This is a genomic window from Streptomyces sp. (genome assembly GCF_031181555.1).
Taxonomy (GTDB): domain Bacteria; phylum Actinomycetota; class Actinomycetes; order Streptomycetales; family Streptomycetaceae; genus Streptomyces; species Streptomyces fimbriatus.
In genome coordinates this window covers 1-15,559 of the sequence record NZ_JAPSKQ010000049.1, presented here as the reverse complement: position 1 = coordinate 15,559, position 15,559 = coordinate 1, and the positions used below count along the sequence as shown (strand labels likewise).

At 71.3% G+C, this 15,559-nt stretch carries 15 protein-coding genes and 1 pseudogene; 6 read left to right on the top strand and 10 right to left on the bottom strand.

The window, feature by feature from the left end:
• Positions 1 to 59 precede the first annotated feature (59 nt).
• The 4 genes from RIM90_RS13055 to RIM90_RS13040 form a co-directional block, all read right to left on the bottom strand.
• Positions 60 to 752 carry a DUF402 domain-containing protein gene (locus RIM90_RS13055; RefSeq protein ID WP_309060832.1) on the bottom strand — a complete coding sequence of 231 codons (693 nt, stop codon included), beginning with the start codon at positions 750 to 752 and terminating at the stop codon, positions 60 to 62.
• A 70-nt stretch (positions 753 to 822) separates the two neighbouring features.
• The gene (locus tag RIM90_RS13050; RefSeq protein WP_309060831.1) at positions 823 to 2,226 is read right to left on the bottom strand and encodes a class II fumarate hydratase; all 1,404 of its coding nucleotides are present in this window, start codon (positions 2,224 to 2,226) and stop codon (positions 823 to 825) included.
• A gap of 158 nt (positions 2,227 to 2,384) precedes the next feature.
• A complete protein-coding gene (locus tag RIM90_RS13045; RefSeq protein WP_309060830.1) occupies positions 2,385 to 3,806 on the bottom strand; it encodes a M20/M25/M40 family metallo-hydrolase in 1,422 nt (473 codons plus the stop codon).
• Between the two features lie 430 nt (positions 3,807 to 4,236).
• On the bottom strand, positions 4,237 to 5,913 hold the full coding sequence (locus RIM90_RS13040) for a fumarate hydratase (RefSeq protein WP_309060829.1): 1,677 nt from the start codon (positions 5,911 to 5,913) through the stop codon (positions 4,237 to 4,239).
• Positions 5,914 to 6,059: 146 nt separating this feature from the next.
• Here RIM90_RS13040 and RIM90_RS13035 point away from each other — a divergent pair, with 146 nt between their 5' ends.
• Together RIM90_RS13035 and RIM90_RS13030 are read left to right on the top strand one after the other, a co-directional pair.
• On the top strand, positions 6,060 to 6,755 hold the full coding sequence (locus RIM90_RS13035; protein ID WP_309060828.1) for a DUF1707 domain-containing protein: 696 nt from the start codon (positions 6,060 to 6,062) through the stop codon (positions 6,753 to 6,755).
• A gap of 173 nt (positions 6,756 to 6,928) precedes the next feature.
• Positions 6,929 to 7,306 (top strand): WhiB family transcriptional regulator, encoded by a 378-nt coding sequence (locus tag RIM90_RS13030; RefSeq protein WP_309060827.1) that lies wholly within the window; start codon positions 6,929 to 6,931, stop codon positions 7,304 to 7,306.
• A gap of 94 nt (positions 7,307 to 7,400) precedes the next feature.
• Here RIM90_RS13030 and glpX read toward each other — a convergent pair whose 3' ends face one another.
• Positions 7,401 to 8,435, bottom strand: coding sequence for a class II fructose-bisphosphatase (gene glpX, locus RIM90_RS13025; RefSeq protein WP_184818008.1), 1,035 nt, complete (start codon positions 8,433 to 8,435; stop codon positions 7,401 to 7,403).
• A 144-nt stretch (positions 8,436 to 8,579) separates the two neighbouring features.
• On the opposite strand from glpX, the gene RIM90_RS13020 reads away from it, so the two are divergent.
• Entirely contained in the window at positions 8,580 to 9,086 is a 507-nt protein-coding gene (locus RIM90_RS13020; RefSeq protein ID WP_309060826.1) for a DUF4245 domain-containing protein, read from the top strand.
• 98 nt (positions 9,087 to 9,184) lie between these two features.
• Here the strand turns inward: RIM90_RS13020 and RIM90_RS13015 are convergent, their stop codons facing one another.
• The 3 genes from RIM90_RS13015 to xseA form a co-directional block, all read right to left on the bottom strand.
• Positions 9,185 to 9,775, bottom strand: coding sequence for a malonic semialdehyde reductase (locus RIM90_RS13015; RefSeq protein WP_309060825.1), 591 nt, complete (start codon positions 9,773 to 9,775; stop codon positions 9,185 to 9,187).
• A 137-nt stretch (positions 9,776 to 9,912) separates the two neighbouring features.
• On the bottom strand, positions 9,913 to 10,176 hold the full coding sequence (locus RIM90_RS13010) for an exodeoxyribonuclease VII small subunit (RefSeq protein WP_309060824.1): 264 nt from the start codon (positions 10,174 to 10,176) through the stop codon (positions 9,913 to 9,915).
• Between the two features lie 17 nt (positions 10,177 to 10,193).
• Complete coding sequence (gene xseA, locus RIM90_RS13005; RefSeq protein ID WP_309060823.1) at positions 10,194 to 11,402, bottom strand: exodeoxyribonuclease VII large subunit; 1,209 nt, start codon at positions 11,400 to 11,402, stop codon at positions 10,194 to 10,196.
• Positions 11,403 to 11,468: 66 nt separating this feature from the next.
• On the opposite strand from xseA, the gene RIM90_RS13000 reads away from it, so the two are divergent.
• Positions 11,469 to 12,488 (top strand): 4-hydroxy-3-methylbut-2-enyl diphosphate reductase, encoded by a 1,020-nt coding sequence (locus RIM90_RS13000; RefSeq protein ID WP_309060822.1) that lies wholly within the window; start codon positions 11,469 to 11,471, stop codon positions 12,486 to 12,488.
• Positions 12,489 to 12,582: 94 nt separating this feature from the next.
• Positions 12,583 to 13,329: a polyphosphate--glucose phosphotransferase gene (gene ppgK / locus RIM90_RS12995; RefSeq protein ID WP_309060821.1), complete on the top strand. Its 747-nt coding sequence runs from the start codon at positions 12,583 to 12,585 to the stop codon at positions 13,327 to 13,329.
• Positions 13,330 to 13,381: 52 nt separating this feature from the next.
• Here ppgK and RIM90_RS12990 read toward each other — a convergent pair whose 3' ends face one another.
• The gene (locus tag RIM90_RS12990; protein ID WP_309060820.1) at positions 13,382 to 14,011 is read right to left on the bottom strand and encodes a DUF6542 domain-containing protein; all 630 of its coding nucleotides are present in this window, start codon (positions 14,009 to 14,011) and stop codon (positions 13,382 to 13,384) included.
• A 183-nt stretch (positions 14,012 to 14,194) separates the two neighbouring features.
• On the opposite strand from RIM90_RS12990, the gene ychF reads away from it, so the two are divergent.
• Entirely contained in the window at positions 14,195 to 15,283 is a 1,089-nt protein-coding gene (gene ychF, locus RIM90_RS12985; RefSeq protein WP_309060819.1) for a redox-regulated ATPase YchF, read from the top strand.
• A 177-nt stretch (positions 15,284 to 15,460) separates the two neighbouring features.
• On the opposite strand, the pseudogene RIM90_RS12980 reads toward ychF, so the two are convergent.
• A pseudogene (locus RIM90_RS12980) lies at positions 15,461 to 15,559 on the bottom strand (3-oxoacyl-ACP reductase); the annotation flags it as partial.

Below are 15,559 nucleotides of genomic sequence, written 5' to 3'. Positions count from 1 at the left end.
CCCCCGTGCCCTTGCGGAGGACGATCCTACGTTTCTTGCCCGGGGGCGTATCAAGGGTCTCACGGGGACAGATGCGCGGGAGTACGGTCCCAGTCCCGTGGCAGTGACGGTACCGTCCAGGACGGATCCGGGCGCCAGTCCTGCCAGCCGTCCGAGAAGGGCGGCCCCCAGGCGGCGATCACCTCCACCGCGGCCCGGCCGGCCTCCCGCACCCTCCCGGCCAGTGCCTCGTCCACCAGTCCGTCGTGCTGCGCCTGCGCGAACTCGTCCTCGTCCCGCCACTGCCACCTGCGGTCCGGCTGCACGGAGATGTCCAGGAAGTGGTCCTCGGAGTCCACCCCGCCCGCCCAGCGGGCCAGCGGCTCCTCCAGGTTCACGTACCAGTTCTTGAACCGCCAGTCCGGGTCCCAGAACAGCCACACCGACCAGGGCTCACCGGGCCGGGCCAGCTTCAGCACACCGGTGCCGAACCAGCGGTCGCGCTGCACGGCGCGCGGCTTGGTGTACCGGGTGGCCAGCGGCTCCCGGTGCACGGGTGTGCCGTCGGCCAGCACCGGCTTCACGCACTCGGTGCCGGGCGCCATCCACACGGCGAGCAGCTCCGAGTCGTCGCGCACGACCGTGACGGGGCGCACGATGTGGAAGCGCGCGCCGCCGTTCTCCCGGTACCGCCACAGGATCTGCGTCCCGGGCGCCCAGAAGCCCGCCGCGCCGCCCGCGTCCCCGCGTCTCACCGCTCCGCCCTCTGCCATGCGCAGATATTAGGTGCCCCGGGCACACGACGCTGCGGCCCCCGTCACGGTTCACCCGGGGCACGACGCCCTACGGCCGGGTCATCCGCAGCACGTCCAGCGCCTCGTCGAGCTGCTCGGCGGTGAGGTCCCCGCGCTCGACGTAGCCGCTCTCCAGCACCACCTGCCGGATGGTCTTCCGCTCCGCCAGCGCCTTCTTGGCGACCTTGGCGGCCTCCTCGTAGCCGATGTACTTGTTGAGCGGGGTGACGACGGACGGCGAGGACTCGGCGTACTCCCGGGCGCGGTCGCGGTGCGCGACGATCCCGTCGACCGTGCGGTCGGCGAGCAGCCGGGAGGCGTTCGCGAGCAGCCGGATCGACTCCAGCACGTTCTTCGCGATGACCGGCAGCATCACGTTGAGCTCGAAGTTGCCCGAGGCGCCGGCGGTGGTGACGGTCACGTCGTTGCCGATGACCTGCGCGCACACCATCAGCACGGCTTCCGGGACGACCGGGTTGACCTTGCCGGGCATGATCGAGGAGCCGGGCTGGAGGTCGGGGAGGCTGATCTCCGCGAGGCCGGTGCGCGGTCCGGAGGACATCCAGCGCAGATCGTTGGCGATCTTCGTCAGACCGACGGCGATGGTCCGCAGCTGGCCGCTGGTCTCCACGATCCCGTCCCGGGCGCCCTGCGCCTCGAAGTGGTCGCGCGCCTCGGTCAGCGGCAGCCCGGTGACCCGGGCGACCTCCTCGATGACGGCGGCGGAGAACCCCGGCGGGGTGTTGATGCCGGTGCCGACGGCGGTCCCGCCCAGCGGCAGTTCGGCGAGGCGCGGCAGGGAGGCGTTCAGCCGCTCGATCCCGTACCGCACCTGGGCCGCGTATCCGCCGAACTCCTGGCCGAGCGTCACGGGCGTGGCGTCCATCAGGTGCGTCCGCCCGGACTTCACCACGTCGGCGAACTCCTCGGCCTTGCGCTCCAGGGAGGCCGCCAGGTGCTCCAGGGCCGGCACCAGATCGCGGGTGACGGCGGCGGTGGCGGCGATGTGGAGGGAGGACGGGAAGACGTCGTTGGACGACTGGGAGGCGTTGACGTGGTCGTTGGGGTGCACGGCACGCCCGAGCCGTTCGCTCGCGAGGGTGGCGACGACCTCGTTGGTGTTCATGTTGGACGAGGTCCCCGAGCCGGTCTGGAACACGTCGACCGGGAAGTGCTCGTCCCACCTGCCCTCGGCGACCTCGCCGGCCGCCTCCTGGATCGCCTCGGCGATGTCCTTGTCCAGCACCCCGAGCCGCGCGTTCACCTTCGCCGCGGCGCCCTTGATGCGGGCGAGGGCCTCGATGTGGGCGCGTTCGATGCGCTGCCCGGAGATCGGGAAGTTCTCCACGGCGCGCTGGGTCTGGGCGCGCCACTTGGCGTCGGCCGGGACCTTCACCTCCCCCATGGAATCGTGCTCGATGCGGTAGTTCCGGTCGTCGTCCGTGGTCGTCATCGTCGTACCTCCGAAGGTTCACAGCAGCGGTTTCGGCGGGGTGTATTCCCTTTCCCCGCCGACGCCCCGTCGCCAGCATCCCGCGCGGACACGCGGAACGGACTCCGCCCCGCCGCGCGCGGCGGCGGGGCGGGGCGTTCCGGTGGGGAGCGCGGTGGTCAGGTGCCCCGGAGGGTCACGTCGTCGACCATGAAGCCCGTCTGCAGGGACGCGTCCTCACTGCCGGTGAACGTCACGGTCACCCGACGGCCCGCGTACGCCGTCAGATCGACCGAGCGCTGCACGTATCCGCTGCGGGCGTCGGCGTTGGACAGCGTGGCGAGCGTGCTGCCGTCGGCCTTCACCGTGAACCGGTCGTACGGCGTCGAGCCGGACTCGTCGGTGTCGATGTGCAGCCAGTAGTCCAGCGTCACCCGGGCGCACCCGGACGGGACGGTCACCGTCTGGCCGATCGTCTCGGTGCGGGTGGAGCCGTACCCGGCCAGCCAGGCGAAACGGGTGCCGGTGCGGGCGGACTGGCCCGTGTGGGCGCCGATGGCGCCGGTGTCCCCGGTCCACGGCGCGGTGCCGCTCTCGAAACCGCCGTTGGCGACGGCACCGGCGGTGTCGCAGCTTCCGGTGCCGGTCTGCACGGCCTGCTGCCAGAGGGTGTGGGCGATGCCGTCGGCGGCGCGGTCCAGGCCGGTGGTGTTGATGTTGGAGAGGGTGTCGCAGGAGCGGTGGTAGCAGGGGTCGTAGGACGCGCCGGCCGTGCCGCCCCACTTGGCGGCCTGCGCGGACGTCTTGCGGGCACCGGCGCCCATCGCGTAGCCGGAGGTCGGTATGCCCGCCTGCGCGAAGGGGTAGTCGTCGCTGCGTCCGGCGCCCTCGGTGTTCTCCTCGGGCCGCAGGCCCAGCGAGTCCCAGTACGCCTTCAGCGGCGCGGCGGCCGGCGAGGTGATGTGGTTGACGAAGTAGCCGCCGTTGGTGGAGGCGACCATGTCGAAGTTGTAGTACGCCCGGATCCTGGAGCGTTCGGCCGAGGAGAGCGAACGGACGTAGAACTCCGAGCCGTTGAGGCCCTGCTCCTCGTCGGTCCACCAGGCGAAGCGGACCCGGTCGCGCATGGCGGGGCTCTGCTGCGCCAGCGTCAGGGCGGTCTCAAGGAGCGCGGCCGATCCGGAGCCGTTGTCGTTCATGCCGGGGCCCGCCGAGACGCCGTCGAGGTGGGCGCCGAACATGTACACGTTGTTCGCGTCGCCGTGCGGCCACTCGGCGATCAGGTTGGGACCGGCCCCGCTGGTGCAGCCGGAGGTGCAGGGCTGCTCGGTGACGGTGTAACCGGCCGCCTGGAGCCTGCCCTTCACGTAGGCGACGGAGTCGCGGTAGCCCTGGCCGGTGGCGCGGCGGTTGCCGCCGTTGCGGCCGGCGATGGCGCTCAGTTCGCTCAGGTGCGCCCTCACCTTGGTCACGTCGACGTCGGGCGCGGCGCTCGCGGACGTGGTGGCGGTGGAGCCGGCGGCGACGGCGGGAGGCGCTCCGCAGCCGAGCGCGACGGCGAGGGACAGGGAGAGGCTCGCCACGGCGAATCTTCGTTTCACCTTTTCTCCTCCGGGAGGTGGCTGTGGGGTGAGCCGTGCATGACATGACGTGGCATGTGCATGTCGGAGTGGCGAGAAGGTTCGCAGTGAAGGTTGAGGGGGTCAACGGAATCGGCGCCCGTGCGGGCAGGTTGTCCAAAAAAAGAACACGAAGTCCGCTATCCGGACGGCCGGCCGACGGCGGCCTGAGCCGTCCCGCGCCGGGGTGGTCCGGGCACACCGCCCACGACCGGTTCGGGCCCGGCGGCCTCCGCCGGCTCGAGGAGAACCGCGCCCCGGGGAGTTCCCCGTCCACGACCTGATCGCGGCGGCGCCGCGGTACCGGCCCGGCGGACGGTAGCGGGCGGACGGCGGCGGACGGCACCCGGGACGGCGGCGGGCCGGCCCGGGGAACACCCGGACCGGCCCGCTCGCCGAAGGGGGAAGCCGGTCACGCCAGCCCCGGCCCCCGCACCGGAATGCTCGTGAACGTCGGCTGCGGAGCCGGGTCCTGGAAGAAGTCGTTGCCCTTGTCGTCGACGACGACGAACGCCGGGAAGTCCTCGACCTCGATCTTCCAGACGGCCTCCATGCCCAGCTCCTCGTACTCGAGGACCTCGACCTTCTTGATGCAGTCCTGGGCCAGGCGCGCCGCCGGTCCGCCGATGGAGCCGAGGTAGAAACCGCCGTGCGCGGCGCAGGCGTCGGTGACCTGCTTGCTGCGGTTGCCCTTGGCGAGCATGACCTTGGAGCCGCCCGCCGCCTGGAACTGCTCGACGTAGGAGTCCATCCGGCCGGCCGTGGTCGGGCCGAAGGAGCCGGAGGCGTAGCCCTCGGGGGTCTTGGCCGGACCGGCGTAGTACACCGGGTGGTCCTTGAGGTACTGCGGCATCTCCTCGCCCGCGTCCAGCCGCTCCTTGATCTTGGCGTGCGCGATGTCGCGGGCCACGACCAGCGGGCCGGTGAGCGAGAGGCGGGTCTTCACCGGGTGCTTGGTGAGCTCCGCGAGGATGGCGTCCATCGGCTGGTTGAGGTCGATGCGGACGACGTCGCCCTCCGACTCCAGCTGCTCGTCGGTCGTCTCCGGCAGGAAGCGCGCCGGGTCCTTCTCCAGCTGCTCCAGGAAGACGCCCTCGGCGGTGATCTTCGCGACGGCCTGGCGGTCGGCGGAGCAGGAGACGGCGATCGCGACCGGGCAGGACGCGCCGTGCCGGGGCAGGCGGACGACGCGGACGTCGTGGCAGAAGTACTTGCCGCCGAACTGGGCGCCGATGCCGATCCTCTGCGTCAGCTCGAAGACCTTCTCCTCCAGCTCCTTGTCCCGGAAGCCGTGGCCGAGCGGCGAGCCCTCGGTCGGCATGTTGTCCAGGTAGTGCGCGGAGGCGTACTTGGCGGTCTTCAGCGCGTACTCGGCCGAGGTGCCGCCGACGACGATCGCCAGGTGGTACGGCGGGCAGGCGGCCGTGCCGAGCGAACGGATCTTCTCCTCCAGGAACTTCATCATGGAGGTCTCGTTCAGGACGGCCTTGGTCTCCTGGTACAGGAAGCTCTTGTTGGCCGAGCCGCCGCCCTTGGCCATGAACAGGAACTTGTAGGCGTCGCCGTCGGTCGCGTACAGCTCGATCTGGGCCGGGAGGTTGGAGCCGGTGTTCTTCTCCTCCCACATGGTGAGCGGGGCCATCTGCGAGTAGCGCAGGTTGAGCTTGGTGTACGCGTCGTAGATGCCCCGGGACAGGGCCTCCTCGTCACGGCCCCCGGTCAGCACGTTCTGGCCGCGCTTGCCCATGACGATGGCGGTGCCGGTGTCCTGGCACATGGGCAGCACGCCGGCCGCCGCGATGTTCGCGTTCTTCAGCAGGTCCAGGGCGACGAACTTGTCGTTGGACGACGCCTCGGGGTCGTCGATGATGCGGCGCAGCTGGGCGAGGTGCGCGGGGCGCAGGTAGTGCTGGATGTCGTGGACGGCCTCCTCGGCGAGCTTGCGCAGCGCCTCGGGTTCCACCTTGAGGAACGTCCGCCCGTCGGCCTCGAAGGTGGAGACACCTTCGGAGGTCACCAGCCGGTAGGGGGTGGTGTCCTCCCCCATGGGGAGCAGATCGGCGTACTCGAACTCAGGCATCTCGCCCATTCCTCACTCGACAGATGACCGCCCGCCTCCGTTGGCGGGCGGTCACCAGCGTAGGACCTGCTCCCGACGGCGAGCCTGTGAGGTTGTCCTCAGTCGCCTCCGACGGGGGGTAGTCGCGATCTATCGCGTTTGGGTAGGCTGGCGCCGTGGACCTTCAGAAGCACGCCCAGCGGCCGGACACGGCCCCGCGCCCCGCCGAACTGCGCGCCTCGGACGCCGACCGCGACCGCGTCGCCGACCTCTTGCGCGAGGCCCTCGCGGAGGGCCGTCTGACCGCCGAGGAGCACGCCGAGCGCGTCGGGGGTGTGCTGGCAGCCAAGACGGTCGGGGAGCTCGAGGTGTTCATCCGGGACCTCCCGGCCGCCCACCAGCGGCGCGCGGTCCATGTCTCCGCGCCCAGCCGCCCCACCGCCGGCGCGATCCCGGCGGACCCCGACGACAACGCGGTCGCGGTCTTCAGCAGCGCCGTCCGCAAGGGCCGTTGGCGCGCGGGCCGCCGGATCCACGCGTACGCGGTCTTCGGCAGCGTCGAGATCGACCTCAGCGAGGCGCTCTTCGACCACCAGCAGGTGATGATCAAGGCGTTCTCGGTCTTCGGCAGCGTCGAGATCCGCGTCCCGGAGAACGTGTCGCTGCGCGGCATGGGCGGCGGGGTGCTGGGCAGCTTCGAGGTGGACACGCTCGACTCGGCCGATCCGGAGGCCCCGGTCGTCTACGTCGACGGCTGGGCGGTGCTGGGCAGCATCGAGGCGCGGCCCAGGCGCGGCAAGCTCGTGGCGGACATCCTCGACAAGGTGCAGCGCTCGGTCGAGAAGGGTTTGCGCAGGCGTTCGGACCGTTGACGCCCGTGAACCGGCCGGAAGCGGAGCCGGTTCGTCCAGGGGGGCGGGGTGGGTCCGGTACCGAAATCCGGTGCCGGGTGCGGCGGTTCGGGACTCAGTGCATAGGCACGCGTACAACGGGTAAGCCTTGCTGCATCGTGTCTCGCTCGCGAAGCCGTCGTCAGGAGTAGACCGTGCTGCAACCGCCGCATTCGTCCCTGCAGGTAGCTGCCGTTCCGGCCCAGCGAGTGGCAGCGCGGGACAGGGACCAGGACGCCCCCTGGCACACCGAGGCGGTGTGCCGGCGCGACGAGGCCGGGCTGTTCTTCGCCCCCTCGAAGGAACCCACCGCCGCCCGGCTCTCCCGCGAGGAGGCCGCCAAGCGGGTCTGCGCACGCTGTCCGGTGATGGTGGAATGCCGTGAGCACGCCCTGCTCCAGCCCGAGCCCTACGGCGTCTGGGGCGGCCTGACCGCCGCCGAGCGCCGCGTGGTGCTGGCCCGGCGCCGGCGCCGCGAGATGGAGCTGAAGAAGACGGCGCGCACGGCGGGACGCATAGCCGCGGCGGGCTGACACCGACACGAGCAGGGCGCCCCCTCCGCACAGGGGGCGCCCTGCTGTCACCGGGGGGTCGTCCCGCCCCGGGGCCACCGCGCGGCCGACGGGGTCACTTGGCCCGGTCGAAGTCGATCGCGCTGTAGGCACGCAGCTTGCTCAGCCGGTGCTCGGAGTCGATCCGGCGGACCGTGCCCGACTTGGAGCGCATCACGATCGAGTCGGTCGTGGCGGTCTCGGAGCGGTAGCGCACCCCGCGCAGCAGCTCGCCGTCGGTGATGCCGGTCGCCACGAAGAAGACGTTCTCGCCGGAGACCAGGTCGTCCGTGGTCAGCACCCGGTCCAGGTCGTGCCCGGCGTCGACGGCCCGCTGCCGCTCCTCGTCGTCCTTGGGCCACAGCTTGCCCTGGATGGTGCCGCCCAGGCACTTCACGGCGCAGGCCGAGATGATGCCCTCGGGGGTGCCGCCGACGCCGAGCAGCAGGTCGATGCCGGTGCCCTCGCGCAGGGCGAGGATCGAGCCGGCCACGTCGCCGTCGGAGATCAGCTTGATGCGCGCGCCGGTCTCCCGGATCTCCTTGATGATGCCCTCGTGCCGCGGCCGGTCCAGGATCACCACGGTGACGTCCTCGGGGGTGACCCGCTTGGCCTTGGCGACCCGGCGGATGTTCACGTTCACCGGCGCGTTGATGTCGACGAAGTCGGCGGCCTCCGGCCCGGTGACCAGCTTGTCCATGTAGAACACGGCCGAGGGGTCGAACATCGAGCCGCGCTCGGCGGCGGCCAGCACCGCGATCGCGTTCGTCATGCCCTTGGCGGTCAGCGTGGTGCCGTCGATCGGGTCGACGGCGATGTCGCACTCCGGCCCGGTCCCGTCGCCCACGCGCTCCCCGTTGAAGAGCATCGGGGCCTCGTCCTTCTCGCCCTCGCCGATGACGACGACGCCGTTCATCGAGACGGTGGAGACGAGGGTCCGCATGGCACGCACCGCGGCCCCGTCGGCGCCGTTCTTGTCCCCGCGCCCGACCCAGCGGCCGGCTGCCATCGCCGCGGCCTCGGTGACCCGTACGAGCTCCAGGGCGAGGTTGCGGTCGGGGGCCTCGGAGGGCACATCGAGTTCGGACGGCAAGTGATGGTGTTCGGTCATCGGAGCGCACCTTTCTGTACGACGACGGCCGGATGAGGGTGTGAGCCACGACTCTATCGCCAGACAGACAGAATGAGCAGGGGCCCCCACGGATGAGCGCTCCGGGTACCTGCGACGATAGGGGGCGTGGCAGGAACGAACAGCATGCAGAAAACGGCCCGGGACATGGTCCTGTCCCTGGGCCTCATCGGACTCGTGGCGGGTGTCGTCTGGCTGTTCATCCCGCACGACGACAGTCCGCCCGACCTCAAGCGGGTGGACTACCGGGTCGACCTGCTCACCGCCCGCCGGGCCGCCTCCTACCCGGTGGCCGCCCCCGAGGGCCTGCCCGAGGCGTGGAAGCCCACCTCCGTCCGCTTCCGCGGCGACGAGGGCGACGCCTGGCACCTCGGCTACCAGACCCCCGACGGGGAGTACGCGGCGGTCGAGCAGTCCACCCAGAAGCGGCAGCTCTTCATCGAGGACGCGACGCAGGGCGCGGAGGAGACCGAGGTCACCCAGCAGATCGGCGGCAAGACCTGGACCCGGTACGAGGGCGGTCACTACGACGCCCTGGTGCTCGAGGGCACCGAGGGCTCGACCACGGTGGTGACGGGCACGGCGTCGTTCGGGCAGCTGACGAAGATGGCCGAGGCGCTGCGGACCGGGTGACCACGCCCGGCACGCGACGGGGCCCCGGTGGATCGGCCGATCCACCGGGGCCCCGTCGCGTGTGCGTCGCGTGCGCGCCGGTCGCGGCGCCCGCTCGGTCAGACGGTCGTGACGACCTGCTCGTACGCCAGGCGCGGGCTGCGCGGGAACCAGGCGTCCGGGCCGGGGCGGCCGATGTTGACGACCATCAGCGGGGTGTGGTCGTCGTCCAGGAACTCCTTGCGGATGCCCTCGAAGTCGCAGCCGGTCATCGGGCCGGCGGCCAGACCGGCGGCGCGCACGCCGACGATGAAGTAGGCGGCCTGGAGGGCGGCGTTCAGCAGGGCGGAGTTCTCGCGCACCGGACGCTCGCCGAAGAAGGCGTCCTTGGCCTGCGGGAAGTGCGGGAAGAGCTGCGGCAGCTCCTCGTGGAACTCGTTGTCGGCGGAGAGGATCGCGACCAGCGGGGCGGCGGCCGTCTTGGCCCGGTTGCCCTCGGCCAGGTGCGCGACCAGACGCTCGCGGGCCTCGGGGGAGCGGACCAGCGTGACGCGCAGCGGGGACTGGTTGAAGGCGGTCGGGCCGTACTTGACGAGGTCGTAGATCGCCTGGACCTGCTCGTCGGTCACCGGCTCGTCGGTGAACGTGTTCGCGGTGCGCGCCTCGCGGAACAGCAGGTCCTGGGCGGCCGGGTCAAGTACGAGAGTCATGCGTGAACCTTCTTGCGTGTACGTCGGGTCCGAGCGTCCCGTGGAGGGGGCCACGGATCGGCTGACGGAACGACCGTACGCGCATGAAGTTCAATGCTCAACTAAATCTGGGGTGTGGTGATCCACTTCACAGGGGTCTACCCGTCCTCCCCGGCACCCTCCGCCCCGGCACCCTCCGCCCCGGCCTCCTCCGCCAGCGCCGCGTCCAGCCGCGCCCGCGCCCCGTCCAGCCAGCGCCGGCACACTTTGGCCAGCTCCTCGCCCCGCTCCCAGAGCGCGAGGGACTCCTCCAGCGTCGTACCGCCCGCCTCCAGCCGCCGGACGACCTCGATCAGCTCGTCCCGCGCCTGCTCGTACCCGAGCTCCTCGGACGCTGCCTTCTGCTTCGTCTTGCCGGTCATGCGCTCACCCTTCACCTTCACGTATCGACTCGAACTGTGAACTCGCCCTCGGACACCCGCGCCCGCAACGCCTCGCCGGCCTCCACCTCGCCCGGAGCGCGCACCGCGTGCCCGTCGGCCCGCTGGAGCACGGCGTACCCGCGCTTCAGGGTCGCGGCGGGGGACAGCGCCACCACGCGCGCGTGCGTGTGCGACAGCTCGGAGTCGGCCCGGTCCAGCTGGTGCCGCAGGGAGCGCCGCCCCCGTTCGAGCAGCGCCGTGACCTCCTCGGCCCGGGCGTCGACCATCCGGTGCGGGTCCTGCAGCGAGGGCCGGGCCAGCGCATGGGCCAGCCCGCGCTCCTCCCGGTCCAGCAGCGCCTGGACGCAGCGCCGCGCGCGGTCGCGCAGCATCCGCACCCGCTCGTACTCCTCGCCCACGTCCGGCACGACCTTCTTGGCGGCGTCGGTCGGCGTGGAGGCGCGCAGATCGGCCACGTGGTCCAGCAGCGGGTTGTCCGGCTCGTGCCCGATCGCGGAGACCACCGGCGTACGGCAGGACGCGACGGCCCGCACCAGCTGCTCGTCGGAGAACGGCAGCAGGTCCTCCACGCTGCCGCCGCCGCGCGCCACGATGATCACGTCCACGTCGTCGAGCGCGTCCAGCTCCTTCACGGCCTGGACGACCTGCGGCACCGCGTGCACCCCCTGCACGGCGACATTGCGCACCTCGAAACGGACGGCGGGCCAGCGGTGCCGGGCGTTCTCCAGCACGTCCCGCTCGGCGGCCGAGGCGCGCCCGCACACCAGCCCGATCAGCTGGGGCAGGAACGGCAGCGGCTTCTTCCGCTCCGGCGCGAACAGCCCCTCCCGCGCGAGGGACTTCTTCAGCTGCTCGAGCCGCGCGAGCAGCTCCCCGACCCCCACCGGCCTGATCTCGGCGGCCCGCAGCGACAGCTGCCCGCGCGGGGCGTACCACTCGGGCTTGCAGTGCACCACCACCCGCGCGCCCTCGCTCACGACGTCGGCCACGGCGTCGAACACCTGCCGGTAGCAGGTCACGCCCACGGAGATGTCGTACGACGGGTCCCGCAGCGTCAGGAACACCACCCCGGCGCCCGGCCGCCGCGACAGCTGGGTGATCTGCCCCTCGACCCACACCGCGCCGAGCCGGTCGATCCACCCCCCGATGAGCCGCGACACCTCACCGACCGGCAGGGGCGCTTCCGCAGACGTGTTGACAGCCATGCCGCGAGGGTAGTGCGCCCCACCGACAACGCACCGTGATCGAACCCCCCGGGCGCGGCCCTTACGATGGGACGCATGACCGCTTCGCCTGGCCGCCGTGTCCTGCTCGCCGCCCCCCGGGGCTACTGCGCGGGTGTGGACCGCGCCGTGATCGCCGTCGAGAAGGCCCTGGAGCAGTACGGGGCCCCCGTCTACGTCCGGCACGAGATCGTGCACAACAAGTACGTCGTGCAGACCCTGGAGAAGAAGGGCGCCGTCTTCGTCGAGCGGACGGAGGAGGTGCCCCCGGGCAACATCGTCATGTTCTCCGCGCACGGCGTGGCGCCCGTCGTCCACGAGGAGGCCCGGCAGGGCCGCCTCGCCACCATCGACGCGACCTGCCCGCTGGTCACCAAGGTCCACAAGGAAGCGGTCCGCTTCGCGAACGAGGACTACGACATCCTCCTGATCGGGCACGAGGGCCACGAGGAGGTCATCGGCACCTCCGGCGAGGCTCCCGACCACATCCAGCTCGTCGACGGCCCCGAGGACGTCGCCAAGGTGGAGGTCCGCGACCCGTCCAAGGTCGTCTGGCTCTCCCAGACCACCCTCTCCGTCGACGAGACCATGGAGACCGTCGACGCCCTCAAGGAGAAGTTCCCCCAGCTGATCTCCCCGCCCAGCGACGACATCTGCTACGCCACGCAGAACCGCCAGCTCGCGGTCAAGCAGATGGGCGCCGAGGCGGACCTGGTGATCGTGGTCGGCTCGCGCAACTCCTCCAACTCCAAGCGTCTGGTGGAGGTCGCCAAGCTCGCGGGCGCCCGCGCGGCGTACCTGGTGGACTTCGCCGACGAGATCGACGAGGCCTGGCTGGAGGGCGTGACCACGGTCGGCGTCACCTCGGGCGCCTCGGTGCCGGAGGTGCTGGTGGAGCAGGTGCTGGAGTGGCTGTCGCAGCGCGGTTTCGAGGACGTCGAGATCGTCAAGGCCGCCGAGGAGTCCATCACCTTCTCGCTCCCGAAGGAGCTGCGCCGCGACCTGCGCGAGGAGGCGGCGGCCCTGGTGGCCGAGCGCGGCGGATCCGGTGCGGATTCCGGGGAGTGACCACGACGGTGGCGGTCGCGGCCACGGTGGTCGATGCGTGGCCGGACCCGTGGTCGACTCCGTGACGGTCTCCCGTCCGTCGTAACGTGGGGCCATGCAGATCTTCGGCGTGGACATCGGCGGATCCGGGATCAAGGGTGCCCCGGTCGACCTGGACGAGGGGGACCTGGCGCAGGAGCGCTGCAAGGTCCTCACCCCGCACCCCGCCACACCGGACGCGGTGGCGGACGGCGTCAAGGAGGTCGTCGACCACTTCGGCTGGACCGGCCCGGTCGGCATCACCTTCCCCGGAGTGGTCACCGAGGGCACCACGATCCGCACGGCGGCCAACGTCGACAAGAGCTGGATCGACACCGACGCGCGCGTGCTGCTCGGCGACCGCCTGGGCGGCCTGCCGGTGACGGTGGTGAACGACGCGGACGCGGCCGGTGTCGCCGAGATGCACTTCGGCGCCGGGCGGCACCGCAGGGGCACCGTCATCCTGCTGACCTTCGGCACCGGCATCGGCAGCGCCCTGTTCGTGGACGGCGTCCTCGTCCCCAACACCGAGCTGGGCCACCTGGAGCTGCACGGTCACGAAGCGGAGAAGCGCGCCTCCAGCAAGGCCAAGGAGGACCGCGACCTGTCGTGGGAGGAGTGGGCGCACCGGGTGCAGACGTACCTGGCCCACGTGGAGATGCTGTTCTCGCCGGAGCTGTTCATCATCGGCGGCGGCGTCAGCCGCAAGTCCCACAAGTTCCTGCACCACATCGAGGGCATCAAGGCCGAGATCGTCCCGGCGCAGCTGCAGAACAACGCGGGCATCGTGGGGGCGGCGATGCGGGCGGCCACGGGCGTGTAGGCGTACGGGGCGTACGGGGGCGGGGAGGGCCTGTCCGCAGCCGCCTGGCGCCTCACCCCTGCGGCCGGCCCCTCGCGGTCCTCCGGTGGACCGTGCGGGCCCTGCGGCCGAGCACGATCAGCCCGGCGACGAGCGTCCCCCCGTACAGCCAGCCGGCCTGCGTCGCGAGGCCCGTCACCAGTCCCATCAGACGGCCGCCGGTCCCGTCGTCGCCGTCGTCGGCCACCGGGACCAGCCCCACGGCGAAGGCGATCGGCACGATGACGGGCGCGGTGAGCAGGTCCCCTTCGCGGACCCAGACCGCGGTCAGCACGCACACCGGCAGGAACAGCACGCCGTACACCGTCTGGGACGCCCCGAACGCCACGGCGACCAGGAGTCCGAGCACGAGCATCACCAGCCCGCAGAACAGGCCCCCGCCCAGTCCGGTGAGCCGCGGGTTGGGCAGCCGCCGGGCGGCCGGCGCGGGAGCGGGGCGCCGCGCGGGCACCGGCCGGCGCTGCGGCGCACGGGCGGGCCGGGCCGGCCTGGCGGACCGCGCGACACCGCCGCCCGCCGCCCGCCCCGCCTGCGGAGGCAGCGGGGACCCGGACGGCCTGGGCGACCTGGACGGCTTGGACGGCCTGGGCGGCGTGTCGTGTCGCGGTCCGTACTGCGTGGGTCGCGTCCTGGGGTGCTCCATTGGACCAACTTAGGTCGTTTTATGTGCCGAATGGCCGCTCAGACACGCCGTGGACCGAGGTCTGGCCAGACGTTCGATACGTCGCCGGGTCGCGGGCGGGCACGCCGTAGACTGGTGGATCGGCCCACGCAGCCCAGTCGGCGGGTCCTCGTCACCCCCTCCTCACGTACGGGAAGTCGCAACGTGTCGCTCACGATCGGAATCGTCGGCCTGCCGAATGTCGGCAAGTCGACCCTGTTCAACGCCCTGACCAAGAACGACGTGCTGGCGGCCAACTACCCGTTCGCCACGATCGAGCCGAACGTCGGCGTCGTCGGTGTCCCCGACGCACGGCTGGCCAAGCTGGCCGAGATCTTCGGCTCCCAGCGCGTCCTCCCGGCCACGGTCGACTTCGTCGACATCGCCGGGATCGTGCGCGGTGCCAGCGAGGGCGAGGGGCTCGGCAACAAGTTCCTGGCGAACATCCGCGAGTCCGACGCGATCTGCCAGGTCATCCGCGCCTTCAAGGACGAGAACGTCGTGCACGTCGACGGCAAGGTCTCGCCGAAGGACGACATCGAGACGATCAACACCGAGCTGATCCTCGCCGACCTCCAGACCATCGAGAAGGTCCTGCCGCGCCTGCAGAAGGAGTCGCGGATCAAGAAGGACGTCGCGCCCAAGGTCAAGGCGGTCGAGGAGGCCAAGGAGATCCTGGAGAAGGGCGACACGCTCTTCGCGCACGGCATCGTCCAGGGCAGCGAGCGCGCCGAGCTCCTGCACGACCTGCACCTGCTCACCACCAAGCCCTTCCTCTACGTCTTCAACGTGGACGAGGACGAGCTGACCGACGACGACTTCAAGAACGAGCAGCGCGCCCTGGTCGCCCCCGCGGAGGCGATCTTCCTGAACGCCAAGCTGGAGGCGGACCTCGCCGAGCTGGACGAGGAGGAGGCCCTGGAGCTCCTCCAGTCCGTCGGCCAGGACGAGCCCGGCCTCGCCACCCTCGCCCACGTCGGCTTCCGCACCCTGGGCCTGCAGACCTACCTGACGGCCGGCCCCAAGGAATCCCGCGCCTGGACCATCAAGAAGGGCGCCACCGCCCCCGAGGCCGCCGGTGTCATCCACACCGACTTCCAGAAGGGCTTCATCAAGGCCGAGGTCATCTCCTTCGCCGACCTGGTCGAAGCGGGCTCGGTCGCCGAGGCCCGCGCCAGGGGCAAGGCGCGCATGGAGGGCAAGGACTACGTGATGCAGGACGGCGACGTGGTGGAGTTCCGCTTCAACGTGTAGCGGGTGACCTGCCGCCGCTTCGCTGACCTGGCATACGTACAGGTCATAGGGGTCTGACTCCTCGGAGGCAGGCCCCTTGATTTTTACCGTGCTGGACAGGTGCTGGATTTTCCGATCTCCGTGCCTCTGGCCGGACCCGGCGTGCGACTTCCACCGCACCGGGGCCGGACCCTCGGGTCAGGTGCGCAGGTGGGATGCGCCGTTGAGGTCGACGATGGTTCCCGAGGCCCATGCCGCGGCCGGGGACGCGAGGAAACGCACGGTGGCGGCGATCTC